Here is a 16,413-nt window from a genome sequence, read left to right as displayed (position 1 = left end):
ATGTAAGTGGGAGCCGGGCAAAGCTTGAGCCTTGCCCGGCAAGCGGGTTATTTCTGCGCTGCGGCGCTGTCTTCAATTGCCTGATGGGCTTCCTTGCGGTGCTGCCACCAGTTGCCGAGCAGAAGCAGGATCGGAGCGGCGATGAAGATCGACGACGATGTAGCGATAAAGATACCGAACAGCATCGGCACGGCAAAATTATGAACCGCGCTACCGCCCCAGATTGCCATCGGGAGCATACACAGGAACGTCGTCATCGATGTGTAAACACAGCGGACGAGCACCTGATTGATACTCATATCGACAATCTCGCGTAGCGGCTTTGATTTATAAAGACGCATGTTTTCACGCATGCGGTCATAAACCACGACCTTATCGTTTACCGAGTAACCGATAGCGGTCAGAAGCGCTGCGATAGCTGTCAGGTTAAAATCGAGCTGGAACAGCGCGAAGAAGCCGACCATCTTCGTGGTGTCGAGGATAAGCGTGATGATTGCGCCCATCGCAAAGAACCACTCGAAGCGCCACCAGAGATAGATGAGCATGCCGAGTGCCGACAGGATGACGGCGATGAAGCCTGAACGGGCCAGTTCACCGGAGACTTTCGGGCCGACGACTTCTGTCCGCTCGATTTTCACACCTGGATCAAGTTCGGTCACGGCTTCGCGCATCTTGTTGACGGCAACGGTCTGCGCTTCCTCGCCACCTTCCTGACGCTGGACGCGGATCAGGACATCATTTGGGCTACCGGCTGACTGAAGCGCTACTTCGCCAAGACCCAGTGCGCCTAGCTTGGCGCGAAGTTGCGCCAGATCGGCTGGCTGTGACGTGACGATTTCCGCCTGAATGCCGCCCTTGAAGTCAATGCCGTAATTCAATCCCGGTTTGAAGAACAGACCAATGGACAGAATAGACAGCACAATCGAGACGCCAATGCCGATGAAGCGTGCATTCATGAAGCTGATATTCGTCTTCTCAGGAACGAATTTCAGGAACGGCTCGATGACGAGCACTTTCAGCTTACGCTTGCGAACGTACCACGCCATGACCATGCGTACCAACGTCACATCAGTGAACATGGAGATCGCGATACCGAGCATCATGGTAATCGCAAAGCCGCGAACCGGGCCTGTGCCGAAGGTGAACAACAGCAAGGTCGAGATCAGGGACGTGACGTTAGCATCCACAATGGTAGAGAAGGCGCTATGGAAGCCCTTGTCCAGCGCGGCCATGGCCCCGAGGCCGCGTCGCGTTTCTTCGCGGATACGTTCATTAATGAGAATATTGGCGTCAACCGCGATACCAATACCGAGAATAATACCGGCGATACCGGGCAATGTCAGCGTTGCGCCAATGAGGCTCAAGGCAGAGAAGGTAAGCAAGGTGTGGAGCAACAGCGCCACGTTGGCAATCGTGCCCCAGACGCCATAAAGGAGCTGGATGAAGACCGCGACGAGTACGAAGCCCACGATACCTGTAATCAGACCCATCTTGATGGCATCGCCGCCAAGATCAGGACCAACAGTACGTTCTTCGATAACGGTCAGCGGAGCGGGCAGGGCGCCAGCGCGCAGGAGTGCCGAAAGAACAACTGTGTCCTGAACCGTAAAGCTGCCGGAAATCTGGCCCGAGCCGCCGGTGATCGGTTCACGGATGACCGGGGCGCTTAGCACCTTGCCATCGAGCACGATTGCGAACGGACGATTGACGTTTTTCGTCGTAATGTCCGCGAACTGGCGTGCACCGAGGCTATCGAAACGGAAAGACACGATCGGCTCGTTGGTGCGCTGGTCGAAACCTGCACGCGCGTCGGTGAGACGCTCGCCGGAAAGGGCGATCTGATCCTCGATCGGGTACTTGATGTTCGGATCCTTGGAATCCGGCATGATGGTCACGCCCGGAGGCGGCGCATCGTTCGGATTGGCATCGGCGACCATATGGAAGCTCATTTTCGCCGTGCTTCCGAGAAGCTGGCGAAGCTGCGCCGGGTCTTGAAGACCGGGAAGCTGAACGACGATACGGTCCGAGCCTACGCGCTGGATGGACGGTTCTGCAACGCCGACCTGGTCGACGCGCTGACGGATGATTTCAAGGCTCTGCTGAAGAGCGGCATCAAGACGATAGTTGAAACCTGCTTCGGTGAGGGTCAGGCGTACCTGATTGTCGTTCGAGGCAACATCTATGTCGTTGATCGCCGTGCCGAAACCGCTGGTATTGACCTGCGAAATCAAGGTGCGAAGTGCAGTTTCCGCCTTGGAACGCTGGTCCGCATCAGGGATGGTCACGACGACCGCATCTCCGACAGCACGGATCGACTGCGGCTGGATGCGTTCGGCACGCAGCTTGCTGCGGGCATCGTCAAGCAGAGAGCGCAAACGGTCTTTCTTCAGGCTCGCTGCATCGACTTCGAGCACGAGATACGAGCCGCCGCGCAAGTCGAGGCCGAGCGTGACCTGACGCTTCGGGAACCAGGACGGCATCGCCTCAAGTTGCTTTTGGGTGAAAAAGTTGGGCAAGGCAATGATAACGCCGATCGCAACGATCAGGCTATAAAGCACAACCACCCATTTGGAAGTACGCATGGATTAAGGTTCCGGTTGGTACGCCCCAATTGCCACTCATCAAGCAGCGGTGCGGGCATCGTTTGTAATGGTGTCAGGATTGGTTAAAGCCAATCTTCGAGGATGGCATATTATGCGCTTTTAGGAGGCGCACGGGCAGAGCCAAAATGTCTCTGCAAAACTGCGAGGCGCTGGAAATTCAGCGCCGCTTTGGCTGCTGCCGACTTTGGAAGAGCAAAAGCCACTGCCGCCACGGGCAGCGCTGCTCCGGTGCCATCAAGGTAAACAGCTTTGATCTTGGCTGCGATCGCTTCGATCAAGATCGCCCGCATGGGCTGCGGCGAGGGGGTGGATTGCTGGCGAACAGGGGTTGTCGGAGTGCCTTCGACCTGTCTTGCGACGATGCCGCCGGAGTGACCACGGGCAACATCTTCGTCCGGCGTTGAAAAATCCACGGCAAACAGAAAAGCCGTAAACGACAGAACGCACGTAACGAACAGCATGAAACCATGCCGCTTGTGCTGTTCCGTGTTTTTCATGCCCTTCATCAAATCGCCAAGACTTTCTTTAGAGTCTATCCGTGGAGTTGAGCCAGCTTTTCACACTCATTGCGAATCCTCATTAATCATTTGTGTTCGCACGAACAAGGAAATACTGGCATCAAGGCTCGTCTTATACGTTATGGGTCCGCTTCCTGCGCACCGTGAAATCTTGTAGACGGCCTACGCCTTGCATCCGTTTTAGGGCGCTTTATGTTGAAACCATGTCTTGTTTAACGGCAGAATTGAATTGGCATATTCATCGACGTTTCGTGTTCTTGCATTTTCTCTTCTGATCGGCGTTCTGTCGCCGGGTGGCATTGCGCCTGCCTTTGCGCAGGATAACAAGCCCTCGACTCCGCCGGCGGCACAAACTGCGCCCGCTGCCGCTCCGCAAAACGACTCAGCCCAGCAAGCGCCCGCTGCCACCGATCAGCAACAGGCACCAGCGCCTGTTTCCAGCGTTGTTCAGCAACAAAAGCCTGTCATCAACGATCTGAAGCAACAGACGAAACGGATCAGTGATCAGCTTCCCAAGGCCACTTCGAACGATGAAACGCTGGCCAATCTCAAGCTCCAGCTGGACTCTCTTTCGAAGAAGCTTCTGGATGCTGGCGTTTCATTCCGTCCGCGTCTGACCGAAATAAATACGCGGCTGGAACAGCTTGGCCCCGCACCCTCTGGCGATCAGCCGCCAGAACCGACAATCGTCAGTGAAGAACGCGCGCGACTGACCGCCGAAAAGGCCGAGATCAATGCCATTGTCGGTGAGACGGAGGACACATCGCTTTCCGTCAATCAGATGTCCGCAAAGATCGGCGACATGCGCCGAGACCTTTTTGCACGCACACTTTCACAACGCGTGAATCTCGATACGACGCTGGGTACAGAGGTTGCTTCGGCTGCCAGTAACCAGATGGTTTCACTCTGGCGCATCGTTCAGTCGTGGTGGCGTTTTGTAAGTACGTTCAAGCTCAAGTCATTTCTCGCTGCCGCGTTTTTTGCGTTTGCGGCGGCGCTGGTCATCCAGCTGGGTGCAAGGCGCGTCCTCGGAACGCTCTATCAACGCGATCCAACGATCGAATCGCCCTCCTATCTAAGTCGCCTCTCAGTGGCTTTCTGGTCTACGGTTATACCGTCCGCAGCCGTGGGCGTTTTTCTGGCGACGACTTACTTTTTAATGAACTATTTCAACGTTTTGAGAACAGATATTGCCGCTCTGATTCAGTCGCTTTTTCTCGTTCTTGGGCTCGTTTTCTTCATTCATAGGCTGGCGTCTGCCTGTATCAGCTCGGATATGCCGCAGTGGCGACTGGTTCCGGTCGCACCACGTCCAGGACGCGTGTTGGGGTTGCTGATAACTGCCACGGCGCTGACAAGCGGGCTCGATTCTTTCTTCGGAAAGGTCAACCAGATTTTGTCATCGCCTCTGTCGCTGACGATGGCGAAAAGCCTGCTTGCCACGGTGATGGTCGGCGTTCTGATTCTGGCGATTGCGTTTCTGAAACCGGTTGAGCGCGAAAAGGATGGCGCTGTCCGTTCATGGCCGCGCGCATTCAGAACATTCCTGATCATATTGGGGCTTTTACCCATTCTGACCGCGCTGTTTGGCTATATCGGCATGGCGCGCTTCATATCGCAGCAGATCGTGGTGACGGGCGCATTTCTGGTTACGATGTATATGGGCTTCTTGACTGGGCGTGCAATTTCCGAAGAGCAGGCTTTCGCATCCAGCCAGATTGGCAAGGCAATGCGAGAGCGTTTTCATTTCGACGACGCAACCCTTGATCAGCTTGGCCTTGTGGCGGGCATATTGATCAATCTCGTCGTTGCCTTGATCGGCATTCCGCTTGTTTTGATGCAGCTCGGCTTCCAGTGGGCCGAACTTAAAAGCACCTTCTATCAGTTGATGACCGGCTTCCAGATCGGCAATATTTCGATCTCGCTCATGGGACTATTGACCGGCGTGCTGCTGTTCGTGATCGGCTATCTTCTGACGCGCTGGTTCCAGAACTGGCTCGACAACAGCGTTATGGCGCGCGGGCGGGTCGATTCTGGTGTACGCAATTCAATCCGCACAGTCATAGGCTATGTTGGCCTTTGTCTTGCCGCTCTGGTTGGTGTATCGGCAGCCGGGTTCAATATGTCGAACCTGGCCCTTATCGCCGGTGGTTTGTCTCTCGGCATCGGTTTTGGTCTCCAGAATATCGTCCAGAATTTTGTTTCTGGTCTCATTCTGCTCGCCGAACGTCCGTTCAAGGTCGGCGACTGGGTAGAAGCCGGCACGGTCAGCGGTATCGTCAAGAAGATCAGCGTGCGCGCAACGGAAGTGGAAACTTTCCAGAAGCAATCGATCATCGTGCCGAATTCGACGCTTATCAACGGTAACGTCGGCAACTGGACCCATCGCAACAAGCTCGGGCGCATCGATATCAATGTACAAGCCTCTTATACGGAGGAGCCACGCCGGGTCCACGCGCTGCTTCTCGAAATTGTTCGCGGTCATCCGTCGATCTTGAAGAATCCTGAGCCGTTCGTTTCGTTTCAGAACATGAACGATTCACTGATGATTTTTGATATCTACGCCTATGTGGCCGATATTACAGCGACGGGTGGTATCAAGAACGAGTTGCGATTCCAGATTGTAGAGCGCTTCCATGAGGAAGGATTACACCTGTCGTCTACCAGGACTGATCTCGTTCTCAGTGTGCCTGAAATCGAAAAACTCTCCGATTTGATGCAGAAGGAGAAAGAGCCCTCATCATCAGCCAAGAAGAAAAAGGCCCTGGCAGAGAAGCCGGAAGTCGACGAGGATGCCGACGACCGGGCTTGATGAACGTTTCGTTCAGTTGCAGTTCAGTTTTGTCCGCTTATAAAGGGGATGACAGAGGGCAATAGGGCTCTTGCGACATTGGACATATCGCGGCGGGAGCGATGGAAAGGTCGGGACGGTATGAACAGAAATCAGGCCAACAGCTTGGGGAAGCTCGTTCTTGGTGCAGCAATCGGTTTTGCGGTTTCGGCTGGCAGCGCCTACGCCGCGCAGATTTCCAATAATGATAGCGGCCCTCAGACGATTGTCGTTACGGAAGGCGCTTCCAAGCGCGAAATGATTGTCGCGCCCGGTGAAACTGTTGAATTCTGCGCCTCGGGCTGCTTCGTAACGTTTCCGAACGGGGACCGCGAAGCGTTGACCGGCGATGAAACGATCACGATCAGTGGTGGCAAAGCCACGTTGAAATAGTTTTCCCATTGCGAAATGTGAAAAGCCGAGGTGTTGCCTCGGCTTTTTTGTATGGAAAGTGTCTCGGTCAGCTGCGAGGCTTGAGGTTTTCCGGATCGTAGAGAGGCTTGTAACCTATCGAGAGCACTTCAACCGGATAAGTCTCACCGAAATATTCCACATTCAGCTTGCGACCTTCCTGACAATAGGCCCATGGCAGGTACGCGAGCGCGATGTTCTTGCCAATCGTCGGGCCATAGGCGACTGAGGTCGTGAAAGACCGGCGGCCAAGTTCGTCAATGAGTGTTTCTCCGGTATCCAAATCCTGTACTGGCATGATGCCGACAGGATACCTGGCCACACCTTTCGAATCGACATTGTCGGTTATGACCAGCGTGCAGAGCATGGCAGGCTGATGCTCGCGGGCGCGATATTCCACATGCTTTGCCTTGCCGCGGAAATCCGCCTCCTTGACCTTCGGGCGAGCAAGATCGGCTTCGAGAAGGTTATACTCGGTCAGCAGATCGGCATTCTGCAGGCGTAAGCTCTTTTCCATGCGACGCGTGTTGGCATAGGTCTCGACGCCTACCGCAATTACGCCGGTGGAGCGAAGCGCATCCCAGACGGCAAGGCCGTCTTCGTAACGCATATGCAATTCCCAACCCTGTTCACCGACATAGGAAATGCGGAACGCGGTAACATCCTTGCCCGCAATCCGGATTGGCTTGATGGCAGCGAAGGGGAAGTTTTCCGCATCAAGACCTTCAGGTCTCTCAACGACCTTCTTCAGGTTCTCGCGCGCATTCGGACCCCAGATGCCGATGGTGACGTATTTTTCCGTCACATCGGTGATCGTAACGTCAAAGCCCTTATCTTCGGCCACGCGGCGCATATAGTGGAAGTCGCGAGGCCCGGCATCGGCGCCATTGATCATACGGATGCGGTCTGTCATGCGGATTGCCGTGAAGTCGGCCCGCACCATGCCTTCGTCGTCGAGGAAGTGGGTATAGATGCCCTTGCCGATATTGGCGTCGCCGCCGATTTTAGCTGCACAGAGCCACTCCATCAGCTCGACATGGTCGGGGCCTTCAATGTCGTACATGGCGAAGTGCGAGAGATTGATGATACCGCAATTTTCGGTCAGTTCGAGGTGTTCGGCATTGGAGACGCGCCAGAAGTGGCGGTTATCCCATTCGTTTTCGCGCACCGGTACGCGATCACCATATTTTTCGAGAAGGTGTTCATTGGCGGCATAGCCGTGCGCGCGTTCCCAGCCGCCAAGCTCCATGAAATGGCCACCGAGTTCGACTTCGCGTTCATAGAATGGTGAGCGGCGGATATTGCGGCCCTTGGAGAAGGGTTCACGCGGATGAACCGCCGGATTGTACACCTTCATCGCCGTTTCCGTGCAGCGATCCCAGATGAACTGCTCGGTCATCTGATGCGGGTAGAAACGGGAATAGTCGACGGCGTGATGATCAATGGACGTGCGACCGTCGGTCATCCAGTCGGCAATGAGCTTACCCATGCCGGGACCGTCCTTGACCCAGATGGCGACTGCATACCATAGGCCGCGCACCTTCTGGCTTTCGCCCATGGATGGGCCGCCGTCGGTCGTGACCTGCAGGAAGCCGTTGAAGGAGTGGCTTTCATTGTAGCCAAGCTCGCCCAGAATGGGCGTCAGCTCGATGGCGCGCTCAAGCGGTTCGAGAATCTGGTCCATCTCAAGATCGCGCTGTGATGGCGAGAGACGTGCTTCATGCTTTTCCAGAAGGTCACGCGGATGGCACAAGCGCGGGTTCTTTTCTTCGTAATAACCCCATTCGATCTGGCCGCCTTCGGCAGTTTTCGGATCGCCGGTGTCGCGCATATAGGCGGAGTTACCCTGATCGCGCATGAGCGGCCAGCCGATTTCCTTACCGGTGCCTTCAAACTCGTTATAGGGACCGAAGAATGTTAGCGGATGGTCAATTGGCATGACTGGCAGGTCTTCACCAACCATTTCGGCAATCAGACGTCCCCAAAGGCCAGCGCAGATGATGACATAGTCAGCTTCGATGGTGCCGCGATGCGTGACGACACCCTTGATGCGTCCGTTTTCGACGATTAGCGACTGGGCCGGTGTGTTGGCGAAGCTTTGTAGCTTGCCTGCAGCTTCAGCCTGATCAATCAGCTTGCCGGCGACGGTCTGCGAGCGCGGAATGACCAGACCGGCATCGGGGTCCCACAGGCCGCCTTGAACCAGGCTTTCCTCGATGAGCGGGAATTTTTCCTTGATCTCTGACGGTTCCATCAGGCGAGCACGAGTGCCGAAAGCTTTACCCGATGCGACCTTGCGCTTGATTTCGTCCATGCGGGCATCGTCACCGACGCGCGCTACCTCGATGCCACCGACGCGGGCGTAATGCCCCATCTTTTCATAGAAATCGATGGAGTAGAGCGTTGTCCAGCACGACAGGAAGTCATGGCTGGTCGCATAGCAGAAGTCCGATGCATGGGCAGTAGAGCCGATGTCGGTCGGGATACCCGATTTGTCGATGCCGACGATATCGTCCCAGCCGCGCTCGATCAGATGGTGTGCCACCGAGGCGCCGACGATACCGCCAAGCCCGACGATCACAACTTTTGCCTTCTTAGGAAACTCTGCCATTTTATGCGTCCCTAGAGCATTTCCAGCAAAAGTGCGTAGCGGTTTTGCGTCGGATAATGCGTGAAAAAGATGGATAGAGCGGTTCCAACGACTCCGTATTACCTGAAACCGCTCTCGTTGGTATTTGACAAAACCATAGTCGTTGCCCGGTCGCGACATTTGCCTTTATACGACATATTCGCAGCGTCAGACGACTGCATGTCAGCTTCTGGAAATCCCGGAAGGTTGAGCATCGGCTGTCCTGTTCGCGACATATCCAACAATCCTGCATCCACAGATGGTCGGTCTGTAGAACTGATTCCGGAAAAGCCTGTATGGTTTTGATTTTATTCTGAAAGCTGACAGTAGTGGAGCTGCTCCATTCAAGATGCAGCTCTATCTTTCTTTAGTGTCGTGCTTAAGCGGCGATGAGCATTTTGCGCTCGGCCCGTTCCTGTTGCGGCGAGCGTCCGTATAATTCCCGATAGCATTTGGAAAAATGCGACGCCGAAACAAAGCCACAGGCGACGGCGACCTCGACCACAGGCATGGATGACTGCAACAATAGATGCCGTGCGCGATCGAGTCGAATTTCCAGATAATAACGTGCCGGAGACCGGCCCATCTCCTGTCGGAAAAGACGCTCCACCTGACGCCGCGAAAGACCAATCGTATGGGCTACATTGATCAGTGCCTGCGGCTCTGAAAGATTGGCTTCCATCATCTCGATGATGGTGAGCACCTTGGAGTTCTGAATGCCGAGACGGGCCCGCAGCGGCAGGCGCTGGCGATCCTGTGGGCTGCGGACACGGTCGGTCAGTGCCTGTTCACAGATCTTGTTGACCAGATTGGCGTCGAAATCATCTCCAATCAGCTTCAGCATCATATCGAGAGAGGCGGTTCCGCCCGCGCAGGTGTAAAGGTTGCCATCGACCTCAAAGAGATCGGCATAGACCTCGGCCTTGGGAAAGGCTTCCGAGAAACCAGGGAGATTTTCCCAGTGAATGGCACAGCGTTTGCCAGATAGAAGCCCGGCCGCGGCCAGTATATGGGCGCCGGTACAAAGTCCACCGACTGCCACGCCGCGATTATATTCCTCACGCAGCCACGCAAAGACCGACTTGTTTCTGAATTCTTCCACGTAGACGCCGGAACAGACGAATACCATCGAGGGGCGCTGCTCGCGCTGCAGGAAACGTCGCTCGTCTTCCAACGATGCATTGACGGCGCATTCCACACCGTTGGATGCGGTCACCGGTTTTCCATCAACCGATGTCAGTCGCCATCTATAGGCGTCATAACCCAGCATCCGATTTGCAATGCGCAATGGCTCAATGGCCGTTGCGAATGCAATCATCGAAAAGTTTGGAACCAGGAAAAAGACAATAGACCGCTTAACCGATGAAGCTTGGATCATGCCCGATCGTTCCCATTTTCGAAAGGCTCTGGCTGCGGTTCCCGACGCAGTTGAAGCCTTGTGTCTCCGTCACGACTCCGGGTCTTTTGGGCCCGGTTTTCTCCGGTCGCTTTCAGACCGGCAATCTTGCTGCGTTGGCCCGGATTCGCAGGGGGAGGGCGATGGCGCAAACAAGATAGTGTTCTATTGAGACACAGAACGGGTAGGTTGCAAAGTGCGGCTAAATGCCTGCCGCGAAAAGGTATTTTAATGTCGGGAAATTGAGGGCGGATCGCATGACCGCCCTCAATTGGCTTTACTGCCCACGCTTGAACTCTGCTGTGTTTTTGGCGATGCCCGGCAGACGATCATCAACGTTTGGCCAGCCGATATCGTGCAATATGTGTTCAGGTAGCGATTCCAGCACACGACGGCTGCGTTTCACCCGACGTTCGTACGACCAGGCTTCGATCTGTTTTTGCACTTCGGAGTAAAATGCCAGAAACCATGACTGTGCGTTCGCAACGGATGACGTTGATGTAAAGCGCACGACTGATGCCCGGCCGTTGGGAGCGGATTGGCATTGAACGGTCATTTTCTATCTCCTCATTCAGGAAGTTCGGTTGATACGCTCGCTGCAGCTCTGCTTGTTCGTGTCCTCAATGTGCATTCTGCTTGACGTTCAATCAAACGAAATATAGAAAGGCTTAAGATCAGAAAATTTGAACAAAGAGTGGAAAACGGAGTCCGTCATGACAGCGCCCGTTCAACATCCCCTTCCGATGCTCGATATCGATGTGCTGCGCACATTTGTGGCAATTGCCGATACGGGAAGTTTCTCCTCTGCTGCGAACGCGGTGTTCCGCACGCCCTCTGCCGTTTCGATGCAGATCAAGAAGTTAGAGGAGCAGATTGGTGTTGCAGTTTTCGATCGGGACGCACGCTCGGTTACGCTCACCAGCGATGGCGAGATTCTGCTCGGATATGCGCGTCGTCTTCTGGCTCTCAATCGAGAGGCAGTCTCGAAATTTGTTGCGCCCACAGTGACCGGAGTGGTTCGGCTTGGGTCGCCGGATGATATCGGCGAATGCGTATTGCCGCTTGTCTTGAAGCGTTTTGCCGAAAGCCATCCGGGCGTAACAGTGGATGTCGTGATCGACCAGAGTAGCAATCTGCGCAAGCGGCTCGATGAGCGACGGCTCGATGTTACGCTGATCAACATGTCTCATACGATACTAAACAAAGGCGATGTGGAAGTTCTGCTGGATGAGGAACTCGTCTGGGCGGGTGCCAAGTGTGGTACGGCTTATCGTCGGGAGCCTCTGCCTCTTTCGATTTGGGAAGAAGGATGTGCCTGGCGCGGCAATGCGCTTGAAGCGCTTGAGACTAGCGGCCGTCCTTACCGCATTGCCTATATGAGCTCACATTCGACAGGACAGCGGGCTGCGATCATGGCTGATCTTGCCATTGCGCCATTTGGTAAAACGCTATTGAGCGATGGAATTGTCGCTCTGGGGCCGGAACATGGTTTGCCCGCTCTGGGACGTTATCAGCTGGGTATAATTGTGAAGCCGGAAGCCGGGCCGCACATTCAGGTCGTTGCTGACCATCTGCGGAATGTTTTCGAAGGTTATCGCCGTTCCGGCCGGTTTGAGACTTTTCGTTCCAGCTGATGACAGATCACAGTTTATTGGGACGGGAACTAATGCATTCTCTTGCCAGCGAAAAACGCTGCGCTAGATTTCTTTTGTGACAGCCGAGTGAATCGGCTTCACCGCCAGATGCCGGGCAGGGGCTTCGTATGTGGCGGGAGGCATAACTGGTTTGAATAGACTTGGAACTCTATGCACCTAACCCTGAAGGGGGAGGATTGCACATCCCATTGGAGAGACTGTCATGAAGCTGACCCGACTTGTCCCAGTTGCTATCGTTCTCTGCGCATTCACGCTTGCGTCCTGTGCAAATACTGTACGCGGCGTTGGCCGCGACGTAAAAGGCACCGCTAATGCGGTTCAGGAAACAGTAGAATAAGAGAATAAATGGCCCGGGTTTCCCGGGCCTTTCCTTTATGGAACCAGAAAATAGCTGACGGTTATGTGCTTGTCTGGTCGGGTTTTATATTCAATCTCGGTGGTAGCGATACCGTCATGAGGTATTGTGATGTTCGCATTTTGCAACAAGGTAGCAATGCGTTCATTGGGTTCAGCGCCACCGAACCACATAACGAGTACGGGTGATGTCAGGTGAGCTCTGGCATCTGGCGTTTCGGGATGAACCACACGCAACGACGAATCAAATAGTCTGAAATTGCCCGGTATCTGTGCATTGTCCGTCAAGATCGTCTTGAACGGGCCTTTCGCCTGCACTTCCTCGTAGAAATGACGATAGTCGAGCTGACCGTAAGGCGGAGAGCTGGAGCCATAGGTCAGGTAATAGCTTAGCACCGGTGGGACGATAAGAGCTACGACAGCGCTCACGACAGCGAAGTCGATCAAGGCCCGGTTTCCGGTCCTGTAACGAGCAAAAAGGCTCGCTATCAGTGCTGGAGTGAGGAACAGAACGGGCTGCAGCCAGCGATCTTTCACGTTATTTGCGCCGGTGGCGATAACGCCAACGAGAACAATAACCAGTCCGACTAGGATCAAGAGCCGCAGGAATTTCTCGCCGGTGGTCAGCGGAACGGAGGGGGCGGTTTTCTTCTGCCAGTGAATGAGTGCGATGATACCCGCGATTGCCAGGGCAAGGATCGAGAACAGAAAGGCTGCTTCTATCAGGCTCTCGACGCCCATCAGCCGGTCGAAGAAGACATTGCCGGAAGCGCCGATTTCAAACTTGCTCGCGCGCGCCATGACGCTGGATTTGTGTGCGAACATCCAGAGCGCAGTTGGTCCGAAGCAGATGGCGAATGCCAGAATCGTAACGAAACTCAGCTTGGAGAGCAGTATCCGGCGGTATTCGGGAATGAGAAGTCCTGTCATGATCAGCATGATCAGGAAGAATGAGGCATTGAATTTGCCGAGGATAGCTGCAGCCATCGCGATGCCTAATGCGGCGGCAGAGACGACACTGCGCCTGCGCATATGCCAGGCAAAGGCCAGGAAGGCCCAGCCACAACCGGCGGTGCCTGCAACTGAATGGGTCAGGGCGCGTTGTGATTCCCAGCCGATTTGCGGGATGAGAAACAGACCAAGCATACCGGCTGACGCGACGATGCGCGAAAAACCGAGCAGTCTCATAGCGCCGTAAACGCTTAGGAACAGGCTTGCAAGAATGCTGAATTTCACGATCTGGAGTGTGAGCATCGATGTGCCCAGCACCGATGCAACCAGATTGGTAATCCAGGTATAGAGAGGGGGTTGTGATCCGCCATACCCCCAGTCCAGGTAGCCAATATTGGCCAACTGCTCGGCGTCATCAAGGCCTGCGCCGTTGGAAACAACGGTGACGAGAATGGTTTGGAACGCGAAATAGCACAGCACAAATATTACAGCCAAAGGCAGGCCGAAAAGTTTCTTATCGGCAGTGGAAACAGCGGTGGCTGGTCGTTGTGCAGTCAAATTCATTGCCCTGAATAAAAATCACCTGTGTAGCAGGCTTCATTGGAAGCGTTCTGCATTTCACAGGATTATGTCCGGATTTCAATCGAACAGCTCTAAATGTTTTGTAACAAAGGCGTGTAATTGTGCATTCCCTTGTGATCAAGGGCAACGGGCCAGTTTCAGGCAACTATTTGTAGGCTGAAATGGCAAAAACCGCGCTGCCAGAGGTGCACGGTTTTGCCAATTACGCATGGCATCTCCGCCGAACAATACACTGGCGGGATATACTGAGCTCCGGTACGCAGTACCAGATCCGGAGCGTCGAGCCGGGTGAACCCGTCTCGTGCTCCTTTCTAGCTCAACATCGTTACCGTACGGTTATCAGAGACTTAAGCAAATCTAAACAATGCGATTTTTTTGCGTGGGCAATTGTTTACTTTGCTCCTGATTTGGAGCGCAGGTAATTGATGATGCCTGAGAAGTCTTCGGCGCCATGGCCTTCACCATCAAAAAGACTGTAAAGCTCCTGTGCATGTGCACCGAGCGGTGTTTCAGCGCCAGCGCTTTGCGCGGCTTCCTGCGAGAGCTTGAGGTCTTTCAGCATCAAAGCTGCCGCAAAACCGGGTTTATAGTCGCGGTTTGCAGGTGATGTTGGAACCGGTCCCGGAACCGGACAGTAGGTTGTCAGTGACCAGCATTGCCCCGATGATGTTGACGCCACATCGAAGAGCGCTTGGTGGGACAGGCCCAGTTTCTCAGCCAGAACAAAGGCCTCGCTGACACCGATCATCGATATGCCGAGGATCATGTTGTTGCAGATTTTCGCCGCTTGTCCTGCGCCGTCACCGCCGCAATGCACGATCTTTCCAGCCATTGGCTGCAGGATCGGCTCTCCGCGTGTGAATGCGTCGTCGCTGCCGCCAGCCATGAAAGTCAATGTCCCTGCGGAAGCGCCACCGGTGCCACCGGAAACAGGCGCATCAATGGAAAGATGTCCGTGGCTTGCGGCCAGCTCATGTGCCTTGCGTGCTGAATCTACATCGATTGTCGAGCAGTCGATGAAAAGTGAGTCTTTTCGAGCATTTGGTGCAATGTCCTTATAGACGGAGAGAACGTGCTTTCCGGCGGGCAGCATGGTGATCACCACGTCAACGTCGGCAACCGCATCCTGCGCGCTCGAGGCTATCGAGAGACCATTGGCCTTTGCCTCATCGAGATGTTGCGGCAGGAGGTCGAAGCCGCGAACGGTGTGACCGGCTTTCACAAGATTGGCGGCCATCGGGCCACCCATATTGCCAAGGCCGATAAATGCTATTGTGGCCATAAAAAAATCCTCCCTTGGCGGTTACTAATTCAGAACTAGCGTCCGATCATCTGGCGTGCGATGATCACACGCATGATCTCGTTCGTACCTTCGAGGATCTGGTGTACGCGCAGATCGCGGACAAGCTTTTCGATCCCGTATTCATGCAGATAGCCGTAGCCGCCGAAGAGCTGCAGCGCTTCGTTCGCCACATTGAAACCCGTGTCAGTGACAAAGCGCTTGGCCATTGCCGACCATTTGCCCGCATCGTGGGTTTTGCGATCAAGCTTGCTGGCAGCGGAGTAAAGAAGAAGGCGTGACGCGGAGAGTTCCGTCTCCATGTCCGCCAGGCGGAATTGCAGCGCTTGAAAACGGTCAATTGTCTGACCGAAGGCTTTGCGCTGGCTGCAATATTCCAGTGACTTGTTGAGCGCCGATTGTGCGCCGCCGAGCGAACAGGCAGCAATATTGAGCCGACCGCCGTCAAGCCCGGCCATCGCTATGCGAAACCCTGTTCCTTCTTCACCGAGAAGGTTTTCAGCCGGGACGCGACAATTGTCGAAAATGACGGTTCTTGTCGGTTGTGCGTTCCAGCCCATCTTGAATTCATTTGCACCAAACGAAAGGCCGGGTGCATCTTTTGGCACAACGATGGTGGAAATCCCCTTGGGGCCGTCCTCGCCGGTACGCACCATCGTCACATAGACATCCGTGGCGCCTGCACCGGAAATGAACTGCTTGGAACCATTGAGGATATAATGATCGCCATCGCGTGTAGCGCGTGTTCTGAGCGCCGCCGCATCCGAACCCGATCCGGGCTCGGTCAGGCAGTAGCTGGCAAGCCATTCCATTGACGTGAGCTTCGGCAGAAAGCGCAGGCGCTGTTCGTCATTGCCGAAAGTGTCGATCATCCATGCAGCCATGTTGTGGATGGAGACAAAAGCCGAGAATGAAGGGCATGCAGTTGCCAGTGCTTCAAAAATGAGCACTGCGTCGAGCCGCTTCAGCGCCGAGCCGCCCACATCTTCACGCACATAAATGCCGCCCATGCCGAGCGGTCCGGTCTCTTGCAATATGTCGACGGGGAAATGCTTGTCGCGATCCCATTGCAATGCATGCGGGGCAACGCGATCACTGGCGAAGGCTCGCGCCATATCCTGAATGGCAAGCTGATCTTCGTTCAGCTCGTACTGGTTCTGGTCGGCAGCATCCATGGTTTCCTC

12 protein-coding genes are annotated in these 16,413 nt (G+C 54.8%); 4 read left to right on the top strand and 8 right to left on the bottom strand.

Going from position 1 to position 16,413, the window contains the following annotated elements; all coding sequences use genetic code 11:
• Nucleotides 1-47: 47 nt before the first annotated feature.
• Both secD and AC1RHM_RS02845 read right to left on the bottom strand, forming a co-directional pair.
• Nucleotides 48-2,582 (bottom strand): protein translocase subunit SecD, encoded by a 2,535-nt coding sequence (gene secD, locus AC1RHM_RS02850; RefSeq protein WP_012091842.1) that lies wholly within the window; start codon nt 2,580-2,582, stop codon nt 48-50.
• Between the two features lie 110 nt (nt 2,583-2,692).
• Nucleotides 2,693-3,109, bottom strand: coding sequence for a hypothetical protein (locus AC1RHM_RS02845; protein WP_010659823.1), 417 nt, complete (start codon nt 3,107-3,109; stop codon nt 2,693-2,695).
• Nucleotides 3,110-3,350: 241 nt separating this feature from the next.
• On the opposite strand from AC1RHM_RS02845, the gene AC1RHM_RS02840 reads away from it, so the two are divergent.
• The gene (locus AC1RHM_RS02840; RefSeq protein ID WP_010659824.1) at nt 3,351-5,933 is read left to right on the top strand and encodes a mechanosensitive ion channel family protein; all 2,583 of its coding nucleotides are present in this window, start codon (nt 3,351-3,353) and stop codon (nt 5,931-5,933) included.
• A 120-nt stretch (nt 5,934-6,053) separates the two neighbouring features.
• Nucleotides 6,054-6,344 (top strand): hypothetical protein, encoded by a 291-nt coding sequence (locus AC1RHM_RS02835; protein ID WP_010659825.1) that lies wholly within the window; start codon nt 6,054-6,056, stop codon nt 6,342-6,344.
• A gap of 67 nt (nt 6,345-6,411) precedes the next feature.
• On the opposite strand, the gene AC1RHM_RS02830 is transcribed toward AC1RHM_RS02835, so the two are convergent.
• The 3 genes from AC1RHM_RS02830 to AC1RHM_RS02820 all read right to left on the bottom strand — a co-directional run bounded on the left by AC1RHM_RS02830 (nt 6,412) and on the right by AC1RHM_RS02820 (nt 10,943).
• Nucleotides 6,412-8,973: a GcvT family protein gene (locus tag AC1RHM_RS02830; RefSeq protein WP_036579678.1), complete on the bottom strand. Its 2,562-nt coding sequence runs from the start codon at nt 8,971-8,973 to the stop codon at nt 6,412-6,414.
• Nucleotides 8,974-9,370: 397 nt separating this feature from the next.
• Nucleotides 9,371-10,369, bottom strand: a complete 999-nt coding sequence (locus AC1RHM_RS02825; protein WP_012091847.1) for a GlxA family transcriptional regulator — start codon at nt 10,367-10,369, stop codon at nt 9,371-9,373.
• Between the two features lie 295 nt (nt 10,370-10,664).
• Nucleotides 10,665-10,943 carry a DUF1127 domain-containing protein gene (locus tag AC1RHM_RS02820; protein WP_010659828.1) on the bottom strand — a complete coding sequence of 93 codons (279 nt, stop codon included), beginning with the start codon at nt 10,941-10,943 and terminating at the stop codon, nt 10,665-10,667.
• 157 nt (nt 10,944-11,100) lie between these two features.
• Between AC1RHM_RS02820 and AC1RHM_RS02815 the strand changes: the two genes are divergently transcribed.
• Both AC1RHM_RS02815 and AC1RHM_RS02810 read left to right on the top strand, forming a co-directional pair.
• Nucleotides 11,101-12,021: a LysR family transcriptional regulator gene (locus AC1RHM_RS02815; RefSeq protein WP_012091849.1), complete on the top strand. Its 921-nt coding sequence runs from the start codon at nt 11,101-11,103 to the stop codon at nt 12,019-12,021.
• Between the two features lie 223 nt (nt 12,022-12,244).
• Nucleotides 12,245-12,379: an entericidin A/B family lipoprotein gene (locus tag AC1RHM_RS02810; protein WP_010659830.1), complete on the top strand. Its 135-nt coding sequence runs from the start codon at nt 12,245-12,247 to the stop codon at nt 12,377-12,379.
• Between the two features lie 35 nt (nt 12,380-12,414).
• On the opposite strand, the gene AC1RHM_RS02805 is transcribed toward AC1RHM_RS02810, so the two are convergent.
• The 3 genes from AC1RHM_RS02805 to AC1RHM_RS02795 all read right to left on the bottom strand — a co-directional run bounded on the left by AC1RHM_RS02805 (nt 12,415) and on the right by AC1RHM_RS02795 (nt 16,404).
• On the bottom strand, nt 12,415-13,911 hold the full coding sequence (locus tag AC1RHM_RS02805) for a glycosyltransferase family 39 protein (RefSeq protein ID WP_010659831.1): 1,497 nt from the start codon (nt 13,909-13,911) through the stop codon (nt 12,415-12,417).
• A gap of 409 nt (nt 13,912-14,320) precedes the next feature.
• Nucleotides 14,321-15,211 carry a 3-hydroxyisobutyrate dehydrogenase gene (gene mmsB / locus AC1RHM_RS02800; RefSeq protein WP_010659832.1) on the bottom strand — a complete coding sequence of 297 codons (891 nt, stop codon included), beginning with the start codon at nt 15,209-15,211 and terminating at the stop codon, nt 14,321-14,323.
• A 35-nt stretch (nt 15,212-15,246) separates the two neighbouring features.
• Complete coding sequence (locus tag AC1RHM_RS02795; protein WP_010659833.1) at nt 15,247-16,404, bottom strand: isobutyryl-CoA dehydrogenase; 1,158 nt, start codon at nt 16,402-16,404, stop codon at nt 15,247-15,249.
• Between the last annotated feature and the right edge of the window lie 9 nt (nt 16,405-16,413).

The organism is Brucella sp. GW823-FHT04E01, assembly GCF_058796175.1.
Note: the sequence above shows the minus strand (reverse complement) of the source record. Positions and strands in the feature narration are given on the sequence as shown.

Bases quoted from the DNA above. Each gene is read 5' to 3' on its own strand.
- secD (WP_012091842.1), bottom strand. From the start codon at position 2,582: ATGCGTACTTCCAAATGGGTGGTTGTGCTTTATAGCCTGATCGTTGCG.
- AC1RHM_RS02845 (WP_010659823.1), bottom strand. From the start codon at position 3,109: ATGAAGGGCATGAAAAACACGGAACAGCACAAGCGGCATGGTTTCATG.
- AC1RHM_RS02835 (WP_010659825.1), top strand. From the start codon at position 6,054: ATGAACAGAAATCAGGCCAACAGCTTGGGGAAGCTCGTTCTTGGTGCA.
- AC1RHM_RS02830 (WP_036579678.1), bottom strand. From the start codon at position 8,973: ATGGCAGAGTTTCCTAAGAAGGCAAAAGTTGTGATCGTCGGGCTTGGC.
- AC1RHM_RS02825 (WP_012091847.1), bottom strand. From the start codon at position 10,369: ATGATCCAAGCTTCATCGGTTAAGCGGTCTATTGTCTTTTTCCTGGTT.
- AC1RHM_RS02820 (WP_010659828.1), bottom strand. From the start codon at position 10,943: ATGACCGTTCAATGCCAATCCGCTCCCAACGGCCGGGCATCAGTCGTG.
- AC1RHM_RS02815 (WP_012091849.1), top strand. From the start codon at position 11,101: ATGACAGCGCCCGTTCAACATCCCCTTCCGATGCTCGATATCGATGTG.
- AC1RHM_RS02810 (WP_010659830.1), top strand. From the start codon at position 12,245: ATGAAGCTGACCCGACTTGTCCCAGTTGCTATCGTTCTCTGCGCATTC.
- AC1RHM_RS02805 (WP_010659831.1), bottom strand. From the start codon at position 13,911: ATGAATTTGACTGCACAACGACCAGCCACCGCTGTTTCCACTGCCGAT.
- mmsB (WP_010659832.1), bottom strand. From the start codon at position 15,211: ATGGCCACAATAGCATTTATCGGCCTTGGCAATATGGGTGGCCCGATG.
- AC1RHM_RS02795 (WP_010659833.1), bottom strand. From the start codon at position 16,404: ATGGATGCTGCCGACCAGAACCAGTACGAGCTGAACGAAGATCAGCTT.